The following is a 24,372-nucleotide window of genomic DNA, read 5'->3' as shown; positions in this document are numbered from 1 at the left end:
TCACCGGTGCCACGCGTTGCTTCCGATGCCGCGGATCATGTGCTGCAGGACCGTGAGCGCGCGTACGTACTCCTCGGCGGGGATGTCCCGGCGGATCTCCGCACTCGCCCGTCCGTGACCGCGAGCGCAGGAAATCAACCGCGCTGGAGGTCGAGGCCGAGCGGTGCCAGATATGCGCCGAGCTCCGAGGCGTCCTCGCCCGCCCAGCCGATGTAGCCGTCGGGACGGATCAGGAACAGGCCCTTCCCGTATGCCGCGTAGGCGTCGGTGCGGTGGACGTGGACCGCAGCGCTCGCCGGGCCGTCGAACGCGGGGGGTTCCGCGTCGGTGCCGACGACCAGCAGCGTGAAGTGCGGTCCCCGGAACACGTCGAAGAGCCGTCGGCCGTCGCCGGCCGGTCCGTCCGGGGCCCGGTCGCCCGCCACCAGCGCGCCCGCACGGCCGGCCGACAGCGGGCCCTCGCGGTAGCCGAGCCCCAGCTGCTGGGCTGCCGCGCCGCGCTCCTGTTCACCGCGGTGGATGCGGGTGGAGAGCCCCAGCATGTCGGCTGCGACCGGCCGTCGCTCCGCCTCGTAACTGTCGAGCAGTGCGACCGGTGCGCCGTGCCGCAGCACCTGGCCGAGCTTCCAGCCCAGGTTGTACGCGTCCTGGACGCTGGTGTTGAGTCCCTGCCCGCCCGCCGGGGAGTGGACATGGGCGGCGTCGCCCGCCAGGAAGACGCGGCCCTCGCGGAACCTGTCGGCCAGCGCGGCACGCGGCCGGAAGTCGGAGGACCACCGCACCTCGGTGATGGCGTCCGCGTCGAGGTGGGTGCGGGCGGCGACCAGAGCGCGTACGCCCTCCGCGGAGGTGTCCGGCTCGCCCTCCTTGAACTGCGCCGCCAGCTGGAAGTCCGCCGTGCCGGGCAGCGGGCAGAGGGTGACGAAACCCGCGTCGCCCATCAGAATATGCCAGTTGAGCCGGTCGAGAGCGTCATCGGTGACCCGCACATCGGCGACCAGCATCGGCGCCGGGTCCACGGTCTCACCGGTCATCGGGATTTCGAGTGCGCGCCGGACCGTGCTCCGTCCGCCGTCCGCCGCGACCAGGTAGGAGGCACGCACCGGACCGGTGGACAGGTGCGCCGTGACGCCTTCCGCGTCCTGGGCGAGTCCGGTCAGCGCGGTCGAGAAGGCGACGTCGCCGCCCAGCTCGCGCAGGCGTGCCAGCAGGATCTCCTGCGTGCGCCACTGCGGCATCATCCACGGCTCCCCGTACGGCTCGGCCTCCGTCGGCGCCGCCCGGCGGAACATGTCGCGCTCGCCCTGGCGCCGCCCGTCCTGCCAGACCATCCCGACCGGTGCCGGGCCGCCGTGCGTACGCACGGCGTCGCCGACTCCGAGATCGTCGAGGACCTCTCTCGTGCGCGGCTGGATGCCCTTGCCGCGCGAGCCGGGGAAGAGCGTGGGCGCTTGCTCGATGAGGAGGGCGCGCACGCCGCGGCGGGCCAGATCGCAGGCGAGCGCGAGGCCGCAGGGGCCGGCTCCGACGATCAGCACCTCAGTTTCCTTAACGCCGTTAAGTTCCATGGTTGGGAGTGTGTGCTTAACGCTGTTAAATTGTCAAGGTGGGTACGACGAAGATCGACCGGGCACGGGTGGCCGACACCGCGCTGCGGCTGCTGAACGAAGTGGGCCTCGACGGGCTCACCCTGCGTGCCATCGCCAAGGAGCTGGACGTCAAGGCGCCCGCGCTCTACTGGCACTTCAAGGACAAGCAGGCGCTGCTCGACGAGATGGCCACGGTGATGTACCGCCGGATGCTCGACGAGGATCTGCCGGGCCCGGCCCCCGACCGCTGGCAGGACCAGCTGGTCGCGTACCACAGCGGGCTGCGCGCCGCGCTGCTGCGCTATCGGGACGGGGCGAAGGTGTACGGCGGTGCGAGGTTCACGGGCACCGATCACGCCGACGGCCTGGAGGCCCATCTGCGGACCATGGTCGACGCCGGCTTCGAACTCTGGCAGGCCGTCCGGGCGGGCACCACCGCGTACGCGTACACGATGGGCTTCGTCAGTGAGGAGCAGGGCGTCCGCCCGATGCCGGACGAGCGGCGGGACGGTTTCGACATCGGCGAGCGCGCCGAGCGGATGGCGCAGTACCCGCTCGCCGCCGCGGCGGGCGCCGAGATCTTCGCCCACTACGAGGAACGGTTCGAGGACGGCCTGCGGCTGATCGTCGCAGGGATCGAGGCACGGTACGGGGTGCGCTGAGCGGTGGTCAGGCGGGGCGGCCCGACCCGCCCGTCAGGGATCTGCGCAGCAGCGGGGTGCACCACCGCTCCACGTACCGGTGCAGCAGCCACGCCAGCGCCAGCATCAGCGCCACCGTGAGCACCGCCGTCACTCCCGCCGGTATGCCGAGCCGCCGGTGCAACGCGCTCACCGCCACCCACCCCAGATGTTCATGGACGAGATAGAAGGGGTACGTCAGCGCTCCCGCGACTGTCAGCCAAGGGCGGTCGAAGCGGGCGAGGGCGCCGAGTGCGATAGCGGCGACCGCGGCGAATCCGGCGGTCACGATCGCGATGATGACCAGCGACGAGCGGTACGAGAAGTCGTGCGGGCCCGCCGGGTGCCACAGCGAGGCCACCGCGTAGTGCTGGCCGAGCAGCCAGCTGACGCCGACGATGCCCCAGGCCGTGACGTCCCGCCGGTTTCGGTGGACCAGGTAGAGCCCGATGCCGCCGATGAAGAAGGGGGCGTACTCGGGCATCAGGACCACCTCGGCCAGCGGCCCGCCGGATGCCTTGCCGAGCGCCGCGGCCAGCGTCCACGCGGCGCAGAACAGCACGATCCGTCGCCTGCTGGCCCCCGGCAGCACCACGCACACGGCGAACAGGGCGTAGAAGCGGATCTCCGCCCACAGCGTCCAGCACACACCGAGTACCCGGTCCACGCCCAGTGGCTGCTGCAGCAGTGTCAGGTTCACCAGCGCATCGCTGGGGGAGACCGCCTTGTACGCCACCGCGGGCAGCGCGAAGACCAGTGTCACCAGCAGGACCGCCGCCCAGTACGCGGGCAGCAGCCTGGCCGCCCGGGAGGCGAAGAACGAGGCCAGTGAGCGGCCCCAGCCGCTCATGCAGATCACGAAGCCGCTGATGACGAAGAAGATCTGCACCCCGAGGCAGCCGTAGGCGAACCAGGTGTGGGCGGTGGGGAACAGGGAAGCGGCGGAGGTTCCCCATGCCTTGGTGATGTCGCCGCCCCGGCCACCGTAGTGGTACGCGGCGACCATCAGCGCGGCGACCAGCCGTAGCCCGTCCAGAGCGCGCAGCCGGGGCCTGGCGCGCGCCGGGCGGCGGTCCAGGGGCGACGACGACGGGCGTGGTGGCGCCGGCACCGGCGCCGGGGCGGCGAGAACCCGCTCGAGGGTCCTGCCCGGATTCTCCGGAGTGATGGTCACGGCCTTCCCTTCCCACAGTGGCGAAGGGTCAGGTTAGGGCGCTCCGAGGCCCCGAAACGGACGAGAGGGGATCAGTTTCCCGTGCTGACAGGGCGAGTTCATCTTGCGGCCGTTCAGGTTTCTTAGCGTGCTACGGAACCTCAAACGGTTGCCGAACATCTGTACCCCTCCATATGCCCCCTTCCCCCCACGGGCACCAGACGCTTGGAGCGCCATGACGAAAGCCCGCACCCGTTGGCCACGGCAGCGTGACGCGGAGGACTCGCTCCCGCCCGAAGGCGGTACGTCCCACCTCGCCACGGTCCGGCCGACGGAACTGGAGACCTGCCTGCGCGCCTGCGCCGCGCACAGCGGGAAGCTGGTCGCCGGGCTCGACCGGCGGCGTACGGCGCTCGCGGAGGCCCTGCGGAATCTGCTGGCCACCCACGCCACGATGGAGCAGACGTCCTCCGGGGCCTCCCCGATCCCGCTGCTGCGGCGCACCGCCAAGGGCGGTTCGGGTTCCGCTCTGGTGCTCGGCGACGAGCTGCTCGACCCGCTGCTCGCGGTCGGCAACAAGGCGCTGGACTGCGGTTACGAGGACGAGCTGAAGCTCGCGATCCTCATCACGGACACCGTGCTCACCCAGCGCAAGCGCTCCCGGGCGGGCTGGCGGCTGCGGGCCCGGACGCTGGAGGCGATGGGCGCGGAGACCGCCGCAGTCGAGGCGTACGGGCACTACCTCGACCTCACCGACGAGGACGGCTTCGGGGTCGCGGCGAAGACGGCCGGGCTGCGGGTGGGCGCGGAGCGCCAGAGCGAACTGCTGCGGAAGCTGGAGCGCGACTGCCCCGAGGCCGCGGCCTTCGCCGGCCGGTCCGTCACCGAGTCCTGGGCCGAGGGCCTGGCGCTGCACGGGCGGGGGGACTGGAACGCGGCACGACCCCGGCTGATCGGCGCACTTCTGACCCAGGACCGGGTCGGTGCGCCGGTACCGGAGATCCAGGAGGCCCTGGCCCAGTACCTCGGCCTCGCGCTGGAGGTCAGCGGCGCGGCGGGCAGCGGCGGCAGCCCCCGCGGCAACGCGGGCACCGACGATCTCGCCCTCCTCACGGACCTCATCGCGCTCTACGCCGAACAGCGCCGGACCCGGATGCGCGGTCCGATCGTCGACCCCACCTTCGGCGGCGTCGAATGGACCACGCTCGGTGAGTTCCGTAACCGCATCGCGGGCAAGTCGATCTGCCTGATCGCCAACTCGCAGCGCGTCGGAACCGGCTCGATGGGTGCCGAGATCGATGCGTACGACCTGGTCGTCCGCTTCAACTCGTACAAGATCGACCCGTCGGCGACCGGCAAGCGCACCGACATCCACGCCACCATCCACAAGCACGGCTTCAACTGGGACCAGAAGGTCCACACCCGGCTGGTCTTCGGTGGCATCTCCGGCGACTGGAAGTACTCGCTGCGCAACCGGCTGGTGCCGGGCGCCCAGCAGTACCTCGGCGACGAATCGCTGCGCTGGCCGCTGCGCGACATCGGCAAGGTCGGCGCGGACGTCTGGCCGGCCATCCCCACCAGCGGCTTCAACATGCTCTGGCTGCTGGACTACCTGGACGTCAGCCCGCAGCTCGACCTGATCGGCTTCGACTTCTACGAGAGCGGCGCCTACCGGCTGCCCGCCGCGATGAAGATGCCCATCACCTCCGTGCACGAGTACACCAGCGAAAAGGCGTGGGTCATGGAACGCGCCCAGAGCGTCACCGATATGAGGATCCGACTGCGATGACGACGACGCCCACTACGACCGACGCGCCCGTACCACAGGCCCCCGCCCCCGCGAACGCACTCACCGGCAAGCGCCGTGTCGCCTTCGCGAGCTTCGTGGACGAGAACTATCTGCCCGGCTTCCTCGCCCTGCTGCGCAGCCTCGCCCTGTCCAACCCGGCGGTCTGCGAGGACTTCATCGTCCTGCACGACGGGCTGCGCCCCGCCTCCGTCGCACAGATCCGGGCGCTGCACCCGCGCATCGACTTCCGGCAGGTCGACGCCGCGCACTACGACACGTATGCCAAGGGCGACCAGGACAACTACCTGGTGCGCAAGGCGTACTTCATCCTCGATGTCTTCCGGGTACGCGACTACGACACCGTGATCACCCTGGACACCGACATGGTGGTCCTCGACGATCTGGGCGACCTGCTGACGCTGCGCGACGGTCTTGCCGCGGTTCCGCAGTTCTTCTACGGGCAGCACAAGCTCAACAGCGGGCTGCTGGTCATCCAGCGCGAGTACCTCAGCGACGAGTTCTGCGCGAAGATCGACGACGTCGGCCGCAAGGGCACGTACGAACTCGACAAGCACGACCAGGGCATCCTGAACGCCGTGCTCGACGGTGACTTCGTGCAGCTCGACGCCCGCTACAACTTCGTCAAGCGGCGGCTCTCCGGCGACCTCCCGGTGCCCGACACCACCGCGATCCTGCACTTCACCGGTCGGCACAAGCCCTGGCAGGGCGGCGAGGCCGGCTACGGCCGGGCCGAGGACCGCTGGCGCGAATTCGAACTGTCCGACGCCGAGTTCCACGCCGCGTACCTCGCGCTGCCCGGCGCCAAGCACCACGACCTGTTGGTGCACTACGGCACCGCGCACGTCCGGCGCACCGCCGACCCCGAGAGCGCCCGCCGGGTCGCCGCCGCACACATCGGCGCCGGTGAGTACCAGGAGGCGGCCGACCTGCTCGGCGGCGTCCGGATCCCCGTCGACGAGGCCTGGTCGCACGAGGTGCTCGGCCACGCGCTGATGAGCGTCTCCCGCTACGAGGAGGCCCGCGCCCAGCTCCTGCTGGCCGGCGCCGCCCCCAACCGGGCCGCGACCGCCTTCTCGCGCCTCGCCCAGATCGCCTGGATCCACGGTGACGACGCCACCGCCGCGCAGTACGCCCTCGAAGGGCTCGGCGTCGACCCGACCCACCGGGCGAACCGGCTGATGTACCAGCGGACCAAGGACGTTGCCGCCCCGGTCGAGGGACCGGCCGCCGAGCAGCTCGCGCACGTCGCCTTCTACATGGACCGGCAGGGCAACGCCGGGGACAAGCTGCTTCCGGAGAGCGTCCGGTTGGCCTTCGGCCGCGACACCGGCCCGGCCCGCTGGCACTCCGTCCACGCCCACCGGCTCTTCGACGAGGCCGCACTGGAACGGGTCAACGCCCGCCGCGGACTGGTCATCGGCGGCGGCGGCCTCTTCATCCCGGACACCGCGCCGAACGGCAACAGCGGCTGGCAGTGGAACGTCCCCGACGAACTGCTGGACCGGATCGACGTACCCGTCATGGTGTACGCGGTCGGGTTCAACGCCTTCGACGGCCAGGCGTACGGCCACGGCCGGGACCGGTTCCTCTCCTCCCTGCGGAAGCTGGTGGAGCGCGCCTCGTTCTTCGGGCTGCGCAACCACGGCTCGATCGAGAAGGTCCGCGAGCTGCTGCCGGCGTCGCTGCACGACAAGGTCCGCTTCCAGCCCTGCCCGACCACGGTCACCCGGCAGCTGGTGGACGGCTGGACCGACCCCGTACAGCGCGAGAACACCGTGCTGATCAACGCCGCGTACGACCGGTCCGGGCTCCGCTTCGGCCACGACTACGCGCACTTCCTCGCCGAGATGGCCACCGCGGTGAAGGAGCTGGGCAAGCGCGCCGAGGTGCAGTGCGTGGCCCACTCGCTGGACGACGAGCGCATCGCCTTCGACCTGCGGCGCGAGCACGGCATCGCGCTGCCGGTGATCCCGATGTACGACTTCGAGAACGACGAGATCCGGTCCACGTACGCCCGGACCAAGCTGGTCATCGGGATGCGCGGGCACGCGGGCATGATCCCGTTCGGCTGCGGTACGCCGATCATCAGCCTGATCTCGCACCCGAAGATGGCGTACTTCCTGTCCGACATCGAACGGCCCGAGTGGGGTATCTCCGTCCACGACCGGTACCTCGGGGCGCGACTCGTGGAGCGGGCGGCCGGACTGCTGGACGACCATGCGGCGGCGGTGGCCGATGTGCACGGGCGGCAGCAGGAACTGTGGAAGGTCACCGAGGCGAACGCGGCCGACCTCCGAGTGATCCAGGGAGGCGTGCGCGTCTGACGACGCGACGAAGGGGGCGGGGCGCCGACCAGGCACCCCGCCCCCTTTCTTTTGCCCTCGATCGACGGGGGCTCGAAGCTCGCCGGACCGGCACGAAGCTCGCCGGGCGGGCGCGAAAACCGAGCCCGCCCGGCGATCGAGAAGGCAACGGCCCCGGTCGACCGGCCCGGTCACCGGTGGCCGCGCCGGCTACCGTCGCACAACCCGCCGCAACGACTTCGCCCGCCGGGCGACCCTGCGCACCGCGGCATTCCGCGGCAGGAACGCGAACTGTGCGGGCACCCCGCCGGGCAGCCCCAGCGACGTCAGCCGCTTGCGCTTGAAGTAGCGCCAGGTCGTGGCCGTGAGATGGGCGGAGAGATACCGCTCCGCGGCCGACCGCAGCTGCGGATAGATCTTCGGCTGCATCGTGAAGCCGACCGCGGTGATCAGTTCGTTCAACTCGGCCGGCGCCACCGCGACCGCTTCCGGGACCGCGCCCCGGCCGCCGAGGTCCGGCACCAGCGCGTCCACCAGCGTGACCGGAACCCGGTTGCTGTTCTCGAACGGGGACAGCCGCTCCAGCAGCGTCTCCGTACCGACCCGTGCCACCGGCAGCCCGTAGAACGCGGACGCGGTGAGCAGTGCGGTCGAGAAGCAGCCGACGACCAGCGCCGGCCGCATCCGCTGGTACAGCACCTCGGCGAGGACCGGCGCGGTCAGCACCCCCGAGTCCAGCACGGTCAGCTCCGCACCGAGTTTCGCCGCCTCCGTCTCCATCGCCTGCGACCACTGGGCCGGGGCCGTCGGATGCGGCTTGAACACCAGACGGGTGTGGCCGAGTCCGACCGCGCCGCGCATCATCCGCAGGTGCAGCTGCTCCTCCTCCGCCGCGCTGATCAGGCCGAGCGCGGAGAGGTACTGGCCGAGCAGCAGAGCGGGCGCGTCCACGGACGGCACGCTCGCCGCGACATCGTGCGCGTCGCCCAGTTCACCGAGCACCTTGAGGAACGCCTCGGTCGGCACGATCTGCGACGCCACGCCGAACTCCGTGAGCAGCAACGGCTTCAGCCCCGGCACGAGGTCGAGGTGGAGCAGCCGCCGCACCCGGGTGCCGATCAGCGGGTCGATCTTGTTCCTGGTCGGGCCGTAGCTCATCAGCCCGTCCGCGTACACGTCGATCGGTACGCCGGTGAAGATCTCGGCGATCGCCATCGCCGGGTTGACCTGGATCGACTCGATGGCGAGCTCGATGTCGTCGTCGCCGAGTCCCCAGGCGAGGCGCAGATGCCGCTCCCACAGCGGTACGTCGTCGGGGCGCGGGGCCCAGCCGCTCGGGTGATGGGGGGCGATGGTCGCGTTCCACGACACGACGTCGTCGAACCGGCCGCGCAACGCGTCGAACCCGGGCATCGCGTCGACGGCGGGTGTCGTCTCCGGGATCGCCGCGTTGTTCGAGACGAGCAGGATGCGGCGGTCGGCTTCCGCGAAGACGCCCGCGTCCAGGGCGGCGGCGAGCGTGGCCGCGCCGTAGAGGGTGGAGGCGAAAAAGATCTGTGTCGTACGGGTCCGGCTGCTGCTCATGCGGCCGCCACCTCCTTCGCGGTGACGGGCCGGCGGCGCAGCCGGCGCAGCAGGGTCGCGCGCTGCAGGTCCATCGAGTCGAGGGCGTCGTCCAGTACGTCCTGCGGCATCCGCTTGAGCGCGCCGGCGCTCATCGATTTCAGGGCACGGGCCACAGAAGGTTCGTACCTTTCCATCGAACTCATGTGATGCGAAATGATCGCGCAATAGGTACGGACCGCTTTCGGCAGGAGTGCCTGCGCATCGCGGTCCGCCGCTGTTTCCCGTACGACCTGGTCAAATGAGCGGATGAAATCGAGCTGGCGCACGTCGCCGATCTGGGTCAGTGACGAGGCGACGCCACGCCGGTAGAAAATGCCGAGAAGCCCCAGCACCGCAAAGGAATCCGCCTCGCGGTGCAGCCGCCAGATCCACGGCCGGTCCTCGGCGGTGCGCAGACCGTCCGTGAAGTGCAGCAGCCCGCGGTCCAGGAGCCGGCGGTGGTAGAGGCCCGCCCAGGCGTACGGATAGTCGACCGAGGTGGTGCGCCCGGCGGGCAGGATCGCGTCCCGCGGGTCCATGACCTCGCCCCTGCGGCCGTGCGGGACGCGGTGGACCGTGCGGGTCCTGCCGTCGGCCTGGACATGGTCGGTACGGACGAAGTCGCAGCCCAGCGCCTCGGTACGGGCGAGCAGGTCGGCGTAGAACCCGGGGGCGAGCCAGTCGTCGCCGTCCAGGAAGGCGAGGTACTCGCCGCGGGCCGCGTCCAGGCCGGTGTTCCGGGCGGTGGCCAGTCCGCCGTTCTGCTTGTGTCTGCGTACGACCACCCCCGGAATCTCGTCCTCGGCGCGGCGGAGTATGTCCGCGGTCCCGTCGGTCGAACAGTCGTCGACGAGGATGAATTCGAAGTCCTCGCGGGCGTTGGCCCGCAGGCTTCTCAGGGTGTCGGGGGCGTATGTCTGCACGTTGTAGAACGGCACGATTACGGAGAGCTTAACCACGCTTCACACGCTAGGGGGGCGCTCGTCATTTGCCCTGGCCCCAGGAGGGACGGCAGGTGAACGACGAATGTCGGAATGATGAACCGGTCCAAATCCGAGAGGATTACGGGGCATTTGGGGAGCTGATTCGCCAACAGTCGGCGGGCTGTTAACCATCTGTTGCCGTCACGTTGGGCCGCCAATCGAAATGCCTTCCTAACTTCTAGGACGTGCCCCCACGTACCAGCAAAACGACGGCGCTCCGGGTAGCCGTACTCGCCGACTCGGACACCCGGTGGAAATGGGGCGCGCTCACCGCGCGCCGCCTGACCACCGGGGCCCCGGACGCGTCCCGGGCAGCGGACCGGCCGGTCGAGATCAGCGGACTGCTGCTGCGCGGCCGCGCCACCCCGACCCCGCGCCAGCTCGCCGAGGTCGGCGACGTCGGGATCGAGACCGGCAGGGTGCGCGAGGTGACGGCCGTCGAGTTCCTGGACACCGTGCGGAACGAGGGGTACGACCTGGTGGTCCTCGCCCTGGTCGGCGGCGCCGTCCAGGCGATGCTGCACGGCCTCGCCGCCCTGCGGCAGGACGCCAGGCCCGTCGTCGTCACCGGCTATGTCGGTGTCGTCTACGAGAAGCTTGCCGACGGGCTGCTGCTGCGACACGGCGCGGACGTCGTCCTCGCCAACTCCCGGCACGACGCGGAGCGCTTCCGTGCGGTGTACGAAGGCGTGGGCGCCGACGCCTCGGCCGTCACGGAGGCCGCACTGCCGTTCCTCGGCGGCGCGCCGCACCGGCCGCAGGAGGGCCGCGACACGGTCGTGTTCGCAGCCCAGCCCTCCGTGCCGGCCTCCCGCGCCGACCGGACGTACCTGCTGCGCCGGCTCGTCGAGCACGCCCGGCTGCACCCCGACCGCGAGGTGCTGCTGAAGCTGCGCTCCAAGCCGGGTGAGCACACCACGCACATCGAAGAACTTCCGTACCAGCGGCTCGCGGAGAAGCTTCCCGGCGGGCTGCCGCCCAACTTCAGCCTCGTGTACGGGCACATGGGCGAGGTCCTCGACCGCACCGACCTGCTGGTCACGGTCTCCTCGACCGCCGCGCTGGAGTCCCTGCACCGGCGCATCCCGACCGCGATCCTCACCGACCTCGGCGTCCGCGAGACCCTCGGCAACCACCACTTCATCGGCTCGGGCCTGCTCACCTCGTGGGACCGGCTCGACGGCGGATCCCACCCGGAGCCCGACGAGAAATGGCTGGCCGGCCAGGGCGTCGCCGCCGACGGCACGTACGACACGGCCTACGACACCGCTCGCGCCCGGGTCGACGCGCTGCTGGCCGAGGACCGCCTTCCCGACCTCACGCCGTACTACACACCCGCCACCGCCCCCGGCTACCTCCCCGGCATCCTCGCCCGCCACCACCTGGCCCCGGACGGCCACCCGCTGCCGGGCGCCGCGGCGCCGCGCGAGACCGGCGGGGTGCGGGGCGCGGTCCGCGACGCCGTTCGGGAGGCGGCGCGGGGGGCGTACCGGCAGGGAGTCCAGCGGGTCGCCCCCGTGATCCGGCGGATGGGCGAACTGTGAACACCACTTCAGGAGCAGAGATGACCCCGACCCCGACCGTGCTCGCCGTGATCCCCGCCCGCGGCGGATCCAAGGGCGTCCCGGCCAAGAACATCGCCCAGGTCGGCGGCATACCGCTGGTCGCCCGCGCGGTGCAGGCCTGTCTCGGATCGAGCGAGGTCACCGACGTCGTCGTGACGACCGACGACACGGCCATCGCCGCCGCCGCACGGGCCGCGGGCGACGCGCTGGGGGCCTCCGGACGGCTGCACTGCGTGCAGCGTCCCGCCGCCATCGCGGGCGACAGGTCGAGCAGCGAGGACGCGGTGCTGCACGCCCTCGACGCGTACGAGGCGATGCACGGCCGCACCGTCGACGTGGTGCTGCTGGTCCAGTGCACCAGCCCGTTCATCACTCGCGAGGACATCGACGGGGTGGCCGCAGCGGTCGCCCGCGAAGGCGCCGACACGGCCGTCACCGTGGCCCCCTTCCACGGCTTCATATGGCGCGACGGCACCGCCGTCGAGGACCACGCCTACGGCGTCAATCACGACAAGGGTGTCCGGCAGATGCGGCAGGACCGCCCCGAGGACCTGCTGGAGACCGGCGCCGCGTACGCGATGAACGTCGCCGGCTTCCGTACCCACCGCCACCGCTTCTTCGGCGACACCGCGCTGGTCCGCACCGACCCCGCCCGGGTCCTGGAGATCGACGACCCGCACGACCTGGCCCGCGCCCGCGCCCTCGCGCCGCTCCTCGACCCGTCGCCGCTGCCGACCCGCGACGACATCGACGCCGTCGTCCTCGACTTCGACGGCACCCAGACCGACGACCGCGTCCTCATCGACGCCGACGGACGCGAGATTGTCGCCGTCCACCGCGGCGACGGCCTGGGCATCGCGGCCCTGCGCAAGTCCGGGCTCGACCTCCTCATCCTGTCCACCGAGCAGAACCCGGTCGTCGCCGCCCGCGCCAACAAGCTCAGGATCCCCGTCCTGCACGGCATCGACCGCAAGGACCTCGCGCTCAAGCAGTGGTGCGACGAGCAGGGCATCGCGCCCGAGCGGGTGCTCTACGTCGGCAACGACGTCAATGACCTGCCCTGCTTCGCCCTCGCCGGCTGGCCCGTCGCCGTCGCCAGCGCCCACGACTCGGTACGCGCCGCCGCGCGCGCCGTCACGACCACCCCCGGCGGCTTCGGCGCCATCCGCGAAATCGCGGCCTGGCTGCTCGGCCCCAGCCTCACAAACCACCGGTCCACCCCCACCAACAACACCACCAAGTAAGGAAACACCCTCATGAGCACCTCCCGCCTGCGCACCCTCGGCACCCGCACCGCCGGCCCCGGTCAGTCCGTCTACATCACCGGCGAGATCGGCATCAACCACAACGGTGACCTCGACAACGCCCTCGCGCTGATCGACGTGGCCGCCGAAGCCGGCTGTGACGCCGTCAAGTTCCAGAAGCGCACCCCGGAGATCTGCACGCCGCGCGACCAGTGGGACATCGAGCGCGACACCCCGTGGGGCCGGATGACGTACATCGACTACCGCCACCGCGTCGAGTTCGGCGAGGCCGAGTACCAGGCCATCTCCGACCACTGCGCCAAGCGCGGCATCGACTGGTTCGCCTCCCCGTGGGACACCGAGGCCGTCGCCTTCCTGGAGAAGTTCGACGTCCCCGCCCACAAGGTCGCCTCGGCCTCGCTGACCGACGACGAGCTGCTCCGCTCGCTGCGTGCCACCGGCCGCACGATCATCCTCTCCACCGGCATGTCGACGCCGCGCCAGATCCGGCACGCGGTCGAGGTCCTCGGCAGCGACAACATCCTGCTCTGCCACGCCACTTCGACGTACCCCGCGAAGGCGGAGGAGCTGAACCTGCGCGTCATCAACACCCTCCAGCAGGAGTACCCGAACGTCCCGATCGGCTACAGCGGCCACGAGACCGGCCTCCAGACGACCCTCGCCGCCGTCGCCCTCGGCGCCGCGTTCGTCGAGCGTCACATCACCCTCGACCGCGCCATGTGGGGCTCCGACCAGGCCGCCTCGGTCGAGCCGCAGGGCCTCACCCGCCTCGTCCGCGACATCCGCACCATCGAGGCCTCCCTCGGTGACGGCGTCAAGAAGGTGTACGAGTCCGAGCTCGGCCCGATGAAGAAGCTCCGCCGGGTCGCGGGCGTCGTCGCCGAGAACACCGAGGCGGCCCCGGCCGCCGAGCCGGCCGCGGTCTGACGGGCCGACCGGTGAACCTCGCCTTCGTCGAGAGCCCGGTCCAGCTCCTGAACGTCCTGGAGTGGGCCTACACAGAGGGAGGCGACGACCTGGTCCGCTCGGACATGACGGTCGTCGTCCTCCCCCCGGTCGACCCGATGTCGCGCGGTCAGCTGCGCCGGATGGCGGAGCTGGCCCGCGACGAGGGCGCCACCGTGCGCTGGCAGGAGGCACGCGGCGGCGCGGGTGCGCCGCTCAAGGCCCTGCGCGAACTGACGGGACTGCTGCGCAGGGCGGACCGGATCGTGATCGGCGACCCGTTCTCCCGCTATGTGCAGCTGCTCCTCACGATGGTCCGCGCCCGACGCCTCACGGTGGTCGACGACGGCACGGCCACGATGGAGTTCGTCGCCCAACTGGCGCGCGGCGAAAGGCTGGTGCGCTGGCACCGGCGTGGCAGATCGGGTGCGCGCGAACTGGTCCTGGCCCCGGTCACGGCCACCGCCCGCCGCCGCTTCACCCCGTCGAGGACCCGTACGGTCGAAGTGTTCACAGCGATGCCGGTCGAGGCTCCGGCCGGCATCACGGTCACCCCCAACACCTTTGCCTGGACCCGCGCCCGCTTCGGTCCGCCGCTGCTCACCCGGGGCGCGGACCTGGTCGGCACATCCCTGGTCGAGACGGGCGTCATCGACCAGGAGCAGTACCTGGAGGCGGTCTCCGCCCTGGCCCGGACCCACGGAGCGACCCGCTACTTCGCCCACCGCCGGGAGTCCGCCGACAAACTCCACGCCCTGGAAGCCGCCACCGGCCTGGAGATCGTCCGTCCGGACCTCCCTCTGGAACTCATCGCCCGCCGCGGCCCGATCGGCCGCACGGTCCTGAGCTTCCCGTCCACGGTCGTCCACACACTGCCACTCGCACTGGTCGGCACCGAGGTCAAGGTCGCGGTCTGCGACATCGCCCCGGAATGGCTGCGGGACACGGCGTCGCCGCGCGCGCAGGGATTCCTGAGCGGAGTCACGGAGACGGCACGCGACGTACAGCGGCTGGCCCCGTGGCGGGCGACGGCGGTCACGGAGGCGTAAGGGCTGTCCCGAAGCCGGAGCCACACGCTTTCGAGCAGGCTCTCTCCACAGTGCCGGCCCATCGGAGGAAACCCTTTTCATACATTTCGGCGGTGCGGCCCGCATCGAGGGGCATGGGAACCCATGCTTGCGGAGTGAGTGGACCGGCTGCCTCCCGGGGCCGGTCATTTCCCCGGCGCTCCGGCCGCCCGCCTTGCGCGGTTCCCGGGACGGCGGACCGGCAGGCGCTACCGCCCGGTGCGGGTGAGGTCCATCGTCCAGTTCGTCTCCCAGCTCGCCCCGTCGTCCGCAGAGAACAGTTGGGTTCAGCGGGCGGAGTCCTCCGTGATGTCCGATCAGACGAAGTGGACCCGGACAGGCCGCCCCTCGTGGGTGTCGTCGCCGTGGAAGTCGCCGCGTCCGTCGGTGAAGCCGCCGGTCACAGGGGGAAGCAGTGCACCGGTCGTGGTGTCGGCCCAGTGGAGCTTCCACTGTCCTGACGAAGGGTCGTAGAGGCGCAGCGTCACCCCACGGAAGTCCTTGGTGGGGAAGTGGATCTCGTTGATGTTGCCCATGCCGCCGAGAACCGGGCGGATCACCGCGTGCCCCGGGAATTCGTCCCATGTGGTGGAGCCGGTGAAGAGTTCGGACAGGCGTCGGTTCGCCACGTCCCAGCTGCCGAAGAGGAAGTCGAAGTCGTGCATGCGTCATCATCCCCGGACGCGGCGGTGATCCGTGTGTACGTGAAGAGGTTCGACCGATCCGGACCGACCCCCCTGCGCTAACGGCCGTTGAGGATCTCGCGCGCCAATGTCTCTCGGACGTTGGCCAGTTCGGCATCGAGAGCAGCCTGCCGCTCGGGAGCCGCCACCACCTCGGCGGCCGTCGGAGCCCCGGTGAGCAGGCAGGCGCGGCGCAGATGGGTCGGCGGGTGGGTCGTGTCGACGGCGTGTCCCCGCAGGGCACTGCAGCGCCGCTGGCGCTCGTACTCGCTCTGCGGGAGTGAGTCCATGTGGGTGGCCAGCCGCTTCCAGAGGCCGCGCCAGGCCTCCTCGCGTGCCGGGTTCCCGGACCGTGCCACCTGCTTGGTGTTGGCTTCGCGCAGCAGCACGGACGCGGCGGAGCCGCTGACCAGCAGGCGGTCCATGAGCCCCACGGCCGCCTCGGTGGACCCGGCTCGGGCGGCGAAGGAGTCGGCCAGGTACTCGCCGCGCTGCGTGGCGCGTGACGTCAGGTGGTCGAGCAGCATCAGTACACCCTGGAACGCGCAACGGGGCAGCAGATACAACGCGTTGAGCGCCACCTCGCCAAGGGTGGGCTGCGGGATCCGGCTCAGCAGATACCACCACGTGGTCAGTGAGCGCAGTGCGTTCGCGGTGATCACTCCGTGGCGGGTGTCCCCGTTGGCGTAATGTCCGAGCTCGTGCCCCAGCAGTGCGATCCGCTGCTGCGGCGTCAGGATCTCCCAGAGACCGAGTCCGATCTCCAGCCGCCGGCGCTGCCTCAGCCCGTACGTGCTCACGGACGCGTTCACGTCGACGGTCACGACAACCGCGTGCACCCCCGCCGTGCCGACGACCTCGGCGACCTCGGCGATCAGGGCGAACAGCTCGGGCGCATCGGCCCGGTACAGCACCGGCTCGTCGTCGGGGAGCTGTGCGAAGCGGGGTCGCAGGGGCCAGGCGATGCCCAGGAGAACCGCGCCCATCAGGGGCAGCGCGCTGCCCCAGCCGAGTATCACCAGCAGGATTCCGGTGACGACCAGAGCGGCCGTAACGCCGTGGACGGCCAGCGCGATGGTGTACGCCAGGACACTGGCGCCATCGCGTCGGGGCCGCAGTGTCTCACCGGCCGTCACCTCGGCGAGCAGCTTCTCCCCGTGCTGCCGGGCCAGCCTGCGCCGCAGCCGCTCCAGCCGCCCAGGGGTCTCCTCGGGCTCTCCCGGATCCATGTTCCAGTCGCAGGCGGCGCACCACACGACGAACCTGGGGTCCGTCCGGATCTCTGTTCCGCACTCCGGGCACGGCTGGACGCTCCGGTCCAAGGTGTCGAGCATCGTCGAGGCCCCCCTCGTCCCGCGGCCCCGCCCCGGGACCGCTCCCTTGTACGACACACTCGAACCGAGCGGGCCGGCGACGCAGCGTAAGCCGTGTGGAGTCCGGACCGACCGGCGGGTCGCGGCGCACGCCTTCGGGGGAAACGGGTGAGTTTACCCACCTCCATCTCACGGCACACGCTCCGACGCCGTATTTTGTTCCTCTATGCGGCTGAACTTTTGTTGATCTGTGGTCAGTTGAGGGGGCAGGGGGCCTACCCTTCACCAGGTGAACCACTTGATGTCCCGCGAGTCCGATCCCGAGCTGCCCGAGGACGCCTCCCTGCCCGGCACGCTGCCCGAACCCCTGCGGGCAGAGCTGATCGCCTTCCGGCGCGATCTGCACATGCACCCCGAGCTCGGCAACCAGGAGTTCCGTACCACCGCGGCCATCAAGGCCCGGCTGGAGAAGGCCGGGCTCGAACCCCGGGTGCTCTCCACCGGAACCGGGCTGATCTGCGACGTGGGCACATCGGGAGGGGCGCGGAGCTCGGACGAGGGCGATGACCGGCGGGCGGGCGACACGCGGCCCATGCTCGCCCTGCGCGCGGACATCGACGCCCTGCCCATTCCGGACACCAAGACCGGCGTTCCCTACCGCTCCACCGTCCCGGACCGGGCTCATGCCTGTGGGCACGATATTCACACCACGACCGTCCTCGGTGCCGGGCTCGTCCTCGCCGAGCTCGACCGGCAGGGGCTGCTGCCGCACCCCGTGCGGCTGATCTTCCAGCCCGCCGAGGAGGTGCTGCCCGGTGGGGCGGCCGATGCCATCGAGGCCGGGGTGCTGGAGGGCGTCGGGCGGATCATCGGGGTGCACTGCGACCCGAGGGTCGATGTGGGGAGGATCGGGCTGCGGGCCGGACCGATCACCTCGGCCTGCGACCGTCTGGAGGTCACCCTGGACGGACCCGGCGGTCACACCGCCCGTCCGCATCTGACCACCGACCTGGTCACCGCCGCCGCGAAGGTGGCCACCGAGGTGCCTGCGCTGCTCGCCCGCCGGGTCGACGCCCGCTGGGGGCTCGCGGTCACCTGGGGGCGACTGGTGGCCGGGCACGCGTGCAATGTGATCCCGCAGCACGCCGAACTGTCCGGGACGGTCCGCTGCCTGGATCTGGCCGCGTGGCGGGAGGCGCCGGATCTGGTCCATGCCGCCATCGACGAGGTGGCCGGAATGTACCGGGCCAAGTCCGTGATCAACTACGTCCGTGGGGTCCCGCCGGTCGTGAACGACCTGGGGACGACCGAGCTGCTGGCCGCCGCCATGACCGGGCGCCGCGGATCGTATGCGATCGAGGACACCGAGCAGAGCCTCGGCGGGGAGGACTTCTCCTGGTATCTGGAGCACGTTCCGGGGGCCATGGCACGGCTCGGCGTGCGGACGCCCGGAGACACCCGGCGCCTTGACCTGCACCGCGGAGACTTCGATGCGGACGAGGAGGCGATCACTGTTGGCGTGGAGCTGTTCACCGCCGCAGCTTTGCTCGACGGTAACCGCTCGTAACCGGACAGGTCACCGCCGGTTCGCGACGATCCGATAACGGCTTCCGTACAGGGCTTTATCTGACATCTACGCGCGTTACGATCGCGGCGAAACCAGCGCCGGAAGAGGCGCTTCGGTCAGGTTTGAAGGAGCCTTCCCTTGCGCCGGGTATCCAAGATCACCGCCGCGTGTGCCGTCACCGCGGCACTCGCGCTCACCGCCACCGCGTGTGGCGAGTCGTCCGACGAGAGCACCAGCTCCGACAAGGGCCAGATGAAGATCGGCATGGCCTACGACGTGGGCGGCCGTGGCGACAACTCGTTCAACGACTCCGCCGCTCGCGGCCTGGACAAGGCCAAGGCCGAGTTCAAGGCCCAGACGAAGGAGCTCACCGCCAAGAACGGTGAGACCCCGGCCGACCGCGAGCAGCGCCTGCAGTCGCTCGCCGAGGGTGGCTACAACCCCGTCATCGCGATCGGCTTCGCGTACAAGGACGCGGTCGACAAGATCGCCCCGAAGTACCCGAAGGTCAACTTCGGTCTGGTCGACTCGGTCTCCGACGCCAAGAACGTCGCCTCCATCGTCTTCACCGAGGAGCAGGGCTCGTACCTCGCCGGTGTCGCGGCGGCGCTGAAGTCGAAGGACGGCCAGGTCGGCTTCATCGGCGGTGTGGACCTTCCGCTGATCAAGAAGTTCGCCGCGGGCTTCCAGCAGGGTGTCCTGGACACGAACCCGAAGGCCAAGGTGCAGATCCAGTACCTGTCCACCGGTTCGGACCTGTCCGGCTTCGGCAGCCCCGACAAGGGCGAGGCCGCTGCCAAGGGCATGCTCGACAAGGGTGCGGACGTCATCTTCGCGGCCGCGGGCGGTTCCGGTGCCGGTGCGATCGAGGCCGTCGCGAGCCAGAAGGGTGCCTGGTCCATCGGTGTCGACTCCGACCAGGCCCTGGACCCGGCGCTGTCGAAGTACAAGGACACGATCCTGACCTCGGTCGTCAAGAACGTCGACGCCGGTGTCTACGACCTGATCAAGTCGGTCAAGGACGGCAAGCCGCTCACCGGCGTCCAGACGTACTCCCTGGCCAAGGGCGGCGTCTCGCTGACCACCACGGGTGACCACCTCGCGGACATCCAGGCCAAGCTCGACGAGGCGAAGAAGAAGATCGTCGACGGCACGATCACGGTCAAGACCACGACCTGATCCGTCCCGTCGATCGGGGCCCGGGGGGAGCTGCTTCGGTTGCTCGCCCGGGCCCCGATTTCGCGTACGGTCTTCGGCAGCACGTCTCCGTAGCCGTACGCACACCGTCCGCCACCTGTTACCGGGTGGCCAACGATTCGGTGGCGCTACGCGCGTAGCGTCCGCCGGGCGCGGTACCTTTTTTCGCCCCCACCGCCTCCACCGCCTCCGCCCTCCGCTCCTGCCAAGGAGAGTGCGTCATCAACGCGTCCAGCAGTCCCCATGCCGTGGAGCTCCGCGGCATCACCAAGCGGTTCCCCGGGGTCGTGGCCAACCACGACATCGACATCACCGTGCGCCGCGGCACCGTCCACGCTCTTGTCGGCGAGAACGGCGCCGGCAAGTCCACTCTGATGAAGATCCTGTACGGCATGCAGAAGCCGGACGAGGGCACCATCGCGGTGGACGGCGAGCAGGTCTCGTTCCACAACCCCGGCGACGCCATCGCACGCGGCATCGGCATGGTGCACCAGCACTTCATGCTCGCCGACTATCTGACCGTCCTGGAGAACGTCGTCCTCGGCTCCGAGAAGCTGTTCGGGATCGGCGACCGGGCCCGCGCCAGGATCAAGGAGATCTCCGACGCGTACGGCCTCGGCGTCCGTCCGGACGCCATGGTCGAGGACCTCGGCGTCGCCGACCGCCAGCGCGTGGAGATCCTCAAGGTCCTCTACCGCGGTGCCCGCACGCTGATCCTCGACGAGCCGACCGCCGTCCTCGTGCCGCAGGAGGTCGACGGACTCTTCGACAACCTGCGCGAGCTCAAGGCCGAAGGCCTGACCGTCATCTTCATCTCGCACAAGCTCGGCGAGGTCCTCTCCGTCGCCGACGAGATCACGGTGATCCGGCGCGGTACGACGGTGGGCACCGCCGACCCGGCGAACACCACGACCAAGCAGCTCGCCGAGCTGATGGTCGGCAGCGAGCTGCCGTCGCCGGAGACCCGCGAGTCGACCGTCACCGACACGCCGATGCTCACCGTCGACGACCTGCGACTGACCGCGACCGACCCGGACGGGGTGGTGCGTGCCGTGCTCGACGGCATCACCTTCACCATCCACAAGGGCGAGGTCCTCGGCATCGCGGGCGTCGAGGGCAACGGCCAGTCCGAACTGGTCGACGCCATCATGGGCATGCGCGCCCTCGACCACGGCGTGCTCACCCTGGACGGCGCCGACATCTCCCGAACCCCGACGCGCAAGCGCCGGGAGGACGGCATGGCGGTCATCCCGGAGGACCGCCACCGGCACGGACTGCTGCTGGAGGCCCCGCTCTGGGAGAACCGCATCCTCGGTCATGTCACCGAGCGGCCCAACAGCAAGGGCGCGTTCCTCGACCTCAAGGCGGCCCGCGCGGACACCGAGCGGATCGTGCGCGAGTACGACGTCCGCACCCCCGGCATCGAGGTCACAGCGGCCTCGCTCTCCGGCGGCAACCAGCAGAAGCTGATCGTCGGCCGCGAGATGAGCCACTCCCCGAAGCTGCTGATCGCCGCGCACCCCACCCGGGGCGTGGACGTCGGCGCGCAGGCGCAGATCTGGGACCAGATCCGCGAGGCGCGTCGCGAGGGCCTGGCGGTGCTGCTGATCTCCGCCGACCTGGACGAGCTGATCGGGCTCTCCGACACCCTGCGTGTCATGTACCGCGGCCGGCTGGTCGCGGACGCCGACCCGGCGACCATCACCCCGGAAGAGCTCGGCTCGGCGATGACGGGAGCGGCCAGCGGCCATCTCGAGGCGCCGACCGAGTCCGGTACGGATGCGGAGTCCCGTCCGGACTCCGCCGACACCGACCCCCGGAACGGGGGAGAGGACCGATGAAGAAGTTCGACAAGGAGCGGCTGCTCCTGGGGATCGCGGCCCCCGTACTCGCGATCGTGGTCGCGTTCCTGGTGACCGCCCTCGTGCTGGCCGCCACCGGCAAGGAACCGTTCAGCGCGTTCGGCATCATGTTCGACTACGGGGTGAAGTCGGACAGCCAGGTCTACATCCTCAACAAGGCGACGACGTACTACCTCGCAGGTCTCGCGGTTGCCGTCGGCTTCCGGATGAACCTCTTCAACATCGGCGTCGACGGCCAGTACCGCCTCGCCGCCTTCTTCGCCGCCGCCGTCGGTGGCGCGCTGACCCTGCCGGGCGCCCTCCAGATCCCGCTGATCATCCTCACCGCGATGATCGTCGGCGCGATGTGGGCCGGGATCGCCGGTGTCCTCAAGGTCACCCGGGGCGTCAGCGAGGTCGTCTCGACGATCATGCTGAACGCCATCGCGACCGCCGTCATCGGCTACCTGCTCCAGCAGGGCCGCCTCGGTCACCTCGACGAGGCCGGCACGAAGATCTCCACCAACCCGCTCCCGGAGTCCTCGCACTTCTTCGAGTTCCCGACCACCCCGACGCCCGTCTGGGGCTTCATCGTGGTCGCGATCGTCGCGGGCATCGCCTACTGGTTCACGCTCTCGCGCACCCGGTTCGGCTTCGATCTGCGTACCGTCGGCCAGTCCGGCTCCGCGGCCGAGGCCAGCGGTGTCGACGTCAAGAAGATGGTCGTCACCTCGATGCTGATCTCCGGCGCGGTGGCCGGCCTCATCGGCATGCCGACGCTGCTCAACGACAGCTACGAGTACAGCGGCGACTTCCCCATCGGTATCGGCTTCACCGGCATCGCCATCGCCCTCCTCGGCCGCAACCACCCCGTCGGCATCGCGCTCGGCGCGCTGCTCTGGGGCTTCCTGGAGCGCGGCACCGGAAAGCTCGAGTTCGAGGGGTACGACAAGGAGATCGTCGGCGTCATCCAGGGCGTCATCGTCCTGTGCGTCGTCATCGCGTACGAAGTCGTCCGCCGCTACGGACTCAAGCGCCAGCAGAGCAAGGTCGGCGCGGAACTCGCCGCACAGGCCGCCCGTAACTCCGACCAGCAGGAGGTGTCGGCGTGACCGCCACGGCGACTTCCACCCCGCCGCCCGCGGCCCCCAAGGTCTCCGGTGGCAGCGGCCGCACCCGCCTCTCCTTCCCCGTCGTCCTGCTGATCGTCGCGGGCGCGCTGCTCGCGCTGTCCGCGGTGCGCGCCATCACCGGCGCGCAGGACGTCACCTCTGCCGGGCAGATCAGCGCGGCGCTCGCGATGGCTGTGCCGATCGGGCTCGCCGGTCTCGGCGGCCTGTGGGCCGAGCGGGCCGGTGTGGTCAACATCGGCCTCGAAGGCATGATGATCCTCGGCACGTTCTTCGGTGCCTGGGCCGGCTGGCAGACCAGCCCCTGGCTCGGTGTGCTGGCCGGGGTCGTCGGCGGCATGCTCGGCGGGCTGCTGCACGCCGTCGCGACCGTCACCTTCGGCGTCGACCACATCATCTCCGGTATCGCCATCAACATCCTGGCGCTCGGGTTCACCACCTACTTCGCCAAGCTCTGGTTCAACACGGGTGAGGCGGCGGCCAAGGGCGGCAGCCCCAAGCAGTCACCGCCGGCCGACGACATCACCTCGGTGACGATTCCCGGCCTGTCGGGCTGGCTGCACTCGATCGAGAAGCATCACTGGTTCTTCGTCTCCGACGTGGCCGGTGTCATCGGCGGTCTGATCACCAATGTGTCGCTGCTGACGATCCTGGCCGCGGTCCTCTTCGTCGTGACCTTCTTCGTCCTGTGGAAGACCTCGTTCGGGCTGCGGCTGCGCTCCTGCGGCGAGAACCCGGTCGCCGCCGAATCGCTCGGCGTGAACGTCTACCGCTACAAGTACATCGCGGTGATCATCTCGGGCGGCATGGCCGGACTCGGCGGTGCCTTCCTCTCCCTGGTGACCTCGCACATCTACAACGAGGGCCAGACCGGCGGACGCGGATACATCGGTCTCGCCGCGATGATCTTCGGTAACTGGCGGCCCGGCGGACTCGCCATGGGTGCGGGCCTGTTCGGCTTCGCCGACGCGCTCCAGCTGCGCAACGGCGGCGAGTCCGTCCACGCGCTGCTGCTCCTGCTGTTCGTCGTGCTGGCCGCGCTCGCCGCCTTGAAGCTCTACCGCAAGAGCTTCGTCCAGGGCGTGGCCAGCGCCGTCGTCGCCGCCGCCGTGCTGGTGTGGTACCTCGCCACGGACACGGTGCCCACCGAGTTCGTGAGCGCCACCCCGTACATCGTCACGCTGCTCGTCCTCTCGCTCTCCGCGCAGCGGCTGCGGATGCCGAAGGCGGACGGCATGCGGTACCGGAAGGGCCAGGGCAAGTGACCGCGGCCGCCGACGTCGACTGGGACGCCCTGCGCGTCGCCGCCCGGGACGCCATGTCCCGGGCGTACGCCCCCTACTCGGGCTATCCGGTAGGCGTCGCGGCGCGCGTCGACGACGGCCGCACGGTGGTCGGCTGCAACGTCGAGAACGCCTCGTACGGACTGAGCCTGTGCGCCGAGTGCGGCCTGGTCTCGCAGCTCAACGCCACCGGCGGCGGCCGGCTGACCCACTTCACCTGTGTGGACGGGGCGGGCGAGATCCTGGTCCCGTGCGGCAGGTGCCGGCAGCTGCTGTACGAGTTCGGCGGACCCGAGCTCGTCCTGGAGACCCCGGACGGCCTCCGCACGCTCGACGAGATGCTGCCGCAGGCCTTCGGCCCGGACCATCTGAAGTAGAACTGCTGTGGCCCTC

The 24,372-nt window shown here is 70.4% G+C and carries 19 protein-coding genes; 13 read left to right on the top strand and 6 right to left on the bottom strand.

From position 1 onward, the window contains the following. Positions 1 to 134: 134 nt before the first annotated feature. Positions 135 to 1,568 carry an FAD-dependent monooxygenase gene (locus tag OHA88_RS20170; protein WP_328626561.1) on the bottom strand — a complete coding sequence of 478 codons (1,434 nt, stop codon included), beginning with the start codon at positions 1,566 to 1,568 and terminating at the stop codon, positions 135 to 137. A gap of 38 nt (positions 1,569 to 1,606) precedes the next feature. Here OHA88_RS20170 and OHA88_RS20165 point away from each other — a divergent pair, with 38 nt between their 5' ends. After that, positions 1,607 to 2,251: a TetR/AcrR family transcriptional regulator C-terminal domain-containing protein gene (locus tag OHA88_RS20165; RefSeq protein ID WP_326605395.1), complete on the top strand. Its 645-nt coding sequence runs from the start codon at positions 1,607 to 1,609 to the stop codon at positions 2,249 to 2,251. 7 nt (positions 2,252 to 2,258) lie between these two features. Here the strand turns inward: OHA88_RS20165 and OHA88_RS20160 are convergent, their stop codons facing one another. Continuing rightward, positions 2,259 to 3,380 (bottom strand): acyltransferase family protein, encoded by a 1,122-nt coding sequence (locus OHA88_RS20160; protein ID WP_443044380.1) that lies wholly within the window; start codon positions 3,378 to 3,380, stop codon positions 2,259 to 2,261. 277 nt (positions 3,381 to 3,657) lie between these two features. Between OHA88_RS20160 and OHA88_RS20155 the strand changes: the two genes are divergently transcribed. Both OHA88_RS20155 and OHA88_RS20150 read left to right on the top strand, forming a co-directional pair. Further along, positions 3,658 to 5,211, top strand: coding sequence for a hypothetical protein (locus tag OHA88_RS20155; RefSeq protein ID WP_328626560.1), 1,554 nt, complete (start codon positions 3,658 to 3,660; stop codon positions 5,209 to 5,211). Then, positions 5,208 to 7,556: a glycosyltransferase gene (locus OHA88_RS20150; protein ID WP_328626559.1), complete on the top strand. Its 2,349-nt coding sequence runs from the start codon at positions 5,208 to 5,210 to the stop codon at positions 7,554 to 7,556. Before OHA88_RS20155 ends, OHA88_RS20150 begins: the two co-directional genes overlap by 4 nt. Before the next feature lie 189 nt (positions 7,557 to 7,745). Here OHA88_RS20150 and OHA88_RS20145 read toward each other — a convergent pair whose 3' ends face one another. Further along, positions 7,746 to 9,119 (bottom strand): polysialyltransferase family glycosyltransferase, encoded by a 1,374-nt coding sequence (locus OHA88_RS20145; protein ID WP_328626558.1) that lies wholly within the window; start codon positions 9,117 to 9,119, stop codon positions 7,746 to 7,748. Beyond that, the gene (locus OHA88_RS20140; protein WP_267002727.1) at positions 9,116 to 10,099 is read right to left on the bottom strand and encodes a glycosyltransferase family 2 protein; all 984 of its coding nucleotides are present in this window, start codon (positions 10,097 to 10,099) and stop codon (positions 9,116 to 9,118) included. The genes OHA88_RS20145 and OHA88_RS20140 overlap by 4 nt, the downstream gene beginning before the upstream one ends. 209 nt (positions 10,100 to 10,308) lie before the next feature. Here OHA88_RS20140 and OHA88_RS20135 point away from each other — a divergent pair, with 209 nt between their 5' ends. From OHA88_RS20135 to OHA88_RS20120, 4 genes are read left to right on the top strand one after another with little or no spacing between them, the layout of a single operon-like run. After that, positions 10,309 to 11,667 carry a DUF6716 putative glycosyltransferase gene (locus tag OHA88_RS20135; RefSeq protein ID WP_328626557.1) on the top strand — a complete coding sequence of 453 codons (1,359 nt, stop codon included), beginning with the start codon at positions 10,309 to 10,311 and terminating at the stop codon, positions 11,665 to 11,667. Positions 11,668 to 11,687: 20 nt separating this feature from the next. Further along, positions 11,688 to 12,932, top strand: coding sequence for an acylneuraminate cytidylyltransferase (locus OHA88_RS20130; protein ID WP_328626556.1), 1,245 nt, complete (start codon positions 11,688 to 11,690; stop codon positions 12,930 to 12,932). Between the two features lie 12 nt (positions 12,933 to 12,944). Then, on the top strand, positions 12,945 to 13,880 hold the full coding sequence (locus tag OHA88_RS20125) for an N-acetylneuraminate synthase family protein (protein ID WP_328626555.1): 936 nt from the start codon (positions 12,945 to 12,947) through the stop codon (positions 13,878 to 13,880). Between the two features lie 11 nt (positions 13,881 to 13,891). Beyond that, positions 13,892 to 14,947, top strand: coding sequence for a hypothetical protein (locus OHA88_RS20120; RefSeq protein WP_267002719.1), 1,056 nt, complete (start codon positions 13,892 to 13,894; stop codon positions 14,945 to 14,947). Positions 14,948 to 15,282: 335 nt separating this feature from the next. Here the strand turns inward: OHA88_RS20120 and OHA88_RS20115 are convergent, their stop codons facing one another. After that, on the bottom strand, positions 15,283 to 15,630 hold the full coding sequence (locus tag OHA88_RS20115) for a hypothetical protein (protein WP_328626554.1): 348 nt from the start codon (positions 15,628 to 15,630) through the stop codon (positions 15,283 to 15,285). A gap of 77 nt (positions 15,631 to 15,707) precedes the next feature. Then, positions 15,708 to 16,982, bottom strand: coding sequence for a M48 family metallopeptidase (locus OHA88_RS20110; protein WP_328626553.1), 1,275 nt, complete (start codon positions 16,980 to 16,982; stop codon positions 15,708 to 15,710). A gap of 280 nt (positions 16,983 to 17,262) precedes the next feature. Here OHA88_RS20110 and OHA88_RS20105 point away from each other — a divergent pair, with 280 nt between their 5' ends. From OHA88_RS20105 to OHA88_RS20080, 6 genes are all read left to right on the top strand, one after another. Beyond that, positions 17,263 to 18,528, top strand: coding sequence for an amidohydrolase (locus OHA88_RS20105; RefSeq protein WP_328629741.1), 1,266 nt, complete (start codon positions 17,263 to 17,265; stop codon positions 18,526 to 18,528). A gap of 138 nt (positions 18,529 to 18,666) precedes the next feature. Next, positions 18,667 to 19,707, top strand: coding sequence for a BMP family lipoprotein (locus OHA88_RS20100; RefSeq protein ID WP_328626552.1), 1,041 nt, complete (start codon positions 18,667 to 18,669; stop codon positions 19,705 to 19,707). Positions 19,708 to 19,973: 266 nt separating this feature from the next. Beyond that, the gene (locus OHA88_RS20095; RefSeq protein ID WP_267002715.1) at positions 19,974 to 21,566 is read left to right on the top strand and encodes an ABC transporter ATP-binding protein; all 1,593 of its coding nucleotides are present in this window, start codon (positions 19,974 to 19,976) and stop codon (positions 21,564 to 21,566) included. Beyond that, complete coding sequence (locus OHA88_RS20090; RefSeq protein ID WP_267002713.1) at positions 21,563 to 22,678, top strand: ABC transporter permease; 1,116 nt, start codon at positions 21,563 to 21,565, stop codon at positions 22,676 to 22,678. Before OHA88_RS20095 ends, OHA88_RS20090 begins: the two co-directional genes overlap by 4 nt. Then, positions 22,675 to 23,961 (top strand): ABC transporter permease, encoded by a 1,287-nt coding sequence (locus OHA88_RS20085; protein WP_328626551.1) that lies wholly within the window; start codon positions 22,675 to 22,677, stop codon positions 23,959 to 23,961. The genes OHA88_RS20090 and OHA88_RS20085 overlap by 4 nt, the downstream gene beginning before the upstream one ends. Beyond that, positions 23,958 to 24,356 carry a cytidine deaminase gene (locus OHA88_RS20080; protein WP_326605407.1) on the top strand — a complete coding sequence of 133 codons (399 nt, stop codon included), beginning with the start codon at positions 23,958 to 23,960 and terminating at the stop codon, positions 24,354 to 24,356. Before OHA88_RS20085 ends, OHA88_RS20080 begins: the two co-directional genes overlap by 4 nt. Positions 24,357 to 24,372: the final 16 nt, after the last annotated feature.

Origin of the sequence: Streptomyces sp. NBC_00353, assembly GCF_036108815.1 — a bacterium.
GTDB lineage: Bacteria > Actinomycetota > Actinomycetes > Streptomycetales > Streptomycetaceae > Streptomyces.
Note: the sequence above shows the minus strand (reverse complement) of the source record. Positions and strands in the feature narration are given on the sequence as shown.

Excerpts from the sequence above, each read along its gene's own strand:
- OHA88_RS20170 (WP_328626561.1), bottom strand. The coding sequence starts at position 1,568 with ATGGAACTTAACGGCGTTAAGGAAACTGAGGTGCTGATCGTCGGAGCC.
- OHA88_RS20155 (WP_328626560.1), top strand. The coding sequence starts at position 3,658 with ATGACGAAAGCCCGCACCCGTTGGCCACGGCAGCGTGACGCGGAGGAC.
- OHA88_RS20150 (WP_328626559.1), top strand. The coding sequence starts at position 5,208 with ATGACGACGACGCCCACTACGACCGACGCGCCCGTACCACAGGCCCCC.
- OHA88_RS20145 (WP_328626558.1), bottom strand. The coding sequence starts at position 9,119 with ATGAGCAGCAGCCGGACCCGTACGACACAGATCTTTTTCGCCTCCACC.
- OHA88_RS20130 (WP_328626556.1), top strand. The coding sequence starts at position 11,688 with ATGACCCCGACCCCGACCGTGCTCGCCGTGATCCCCGCCCGCGGCGGA.
- OHA88_RS20125 (WP_328626555.1), top strand. The coding sequence starts at position 12,945 with ATGAGCACCTCCCGCCTGCGCACCCTCGGCACCCGCACCGCCGGCCCC.
- OHA88_RS20115 (WP_328626554.1), bottom strand. The coding sequence starts at position 15,630 with ATGCACGACTTCGACTTCCTCTTCGGCAGCTGGGACGTGGCGAACCGA.
- OHA88_RS20110 (WP_328626553.1), bottom strand. The coding sequence starts at position 16,982 with ATGCTCGACACCTTGGACCGGAGCGTCCAGCCGTGCCCGGAGTGCGGA.
- OHA88_RS20105 (WP_328629741.1), top strand. The coding sequence starts at position 17,263 with ATGTCCCGCGAGTCCGATCCCGAGCTGCCCGAGGACGCCTCCCTGCCC.
- OHA88_RS20090 (WP_267002713.1), top strand. The coding sequence starts at position 21,563 with ATGAAGAAGTTCGACAAGGAGCGGCTGCTCCTGGGGATCGCGGCCCCC.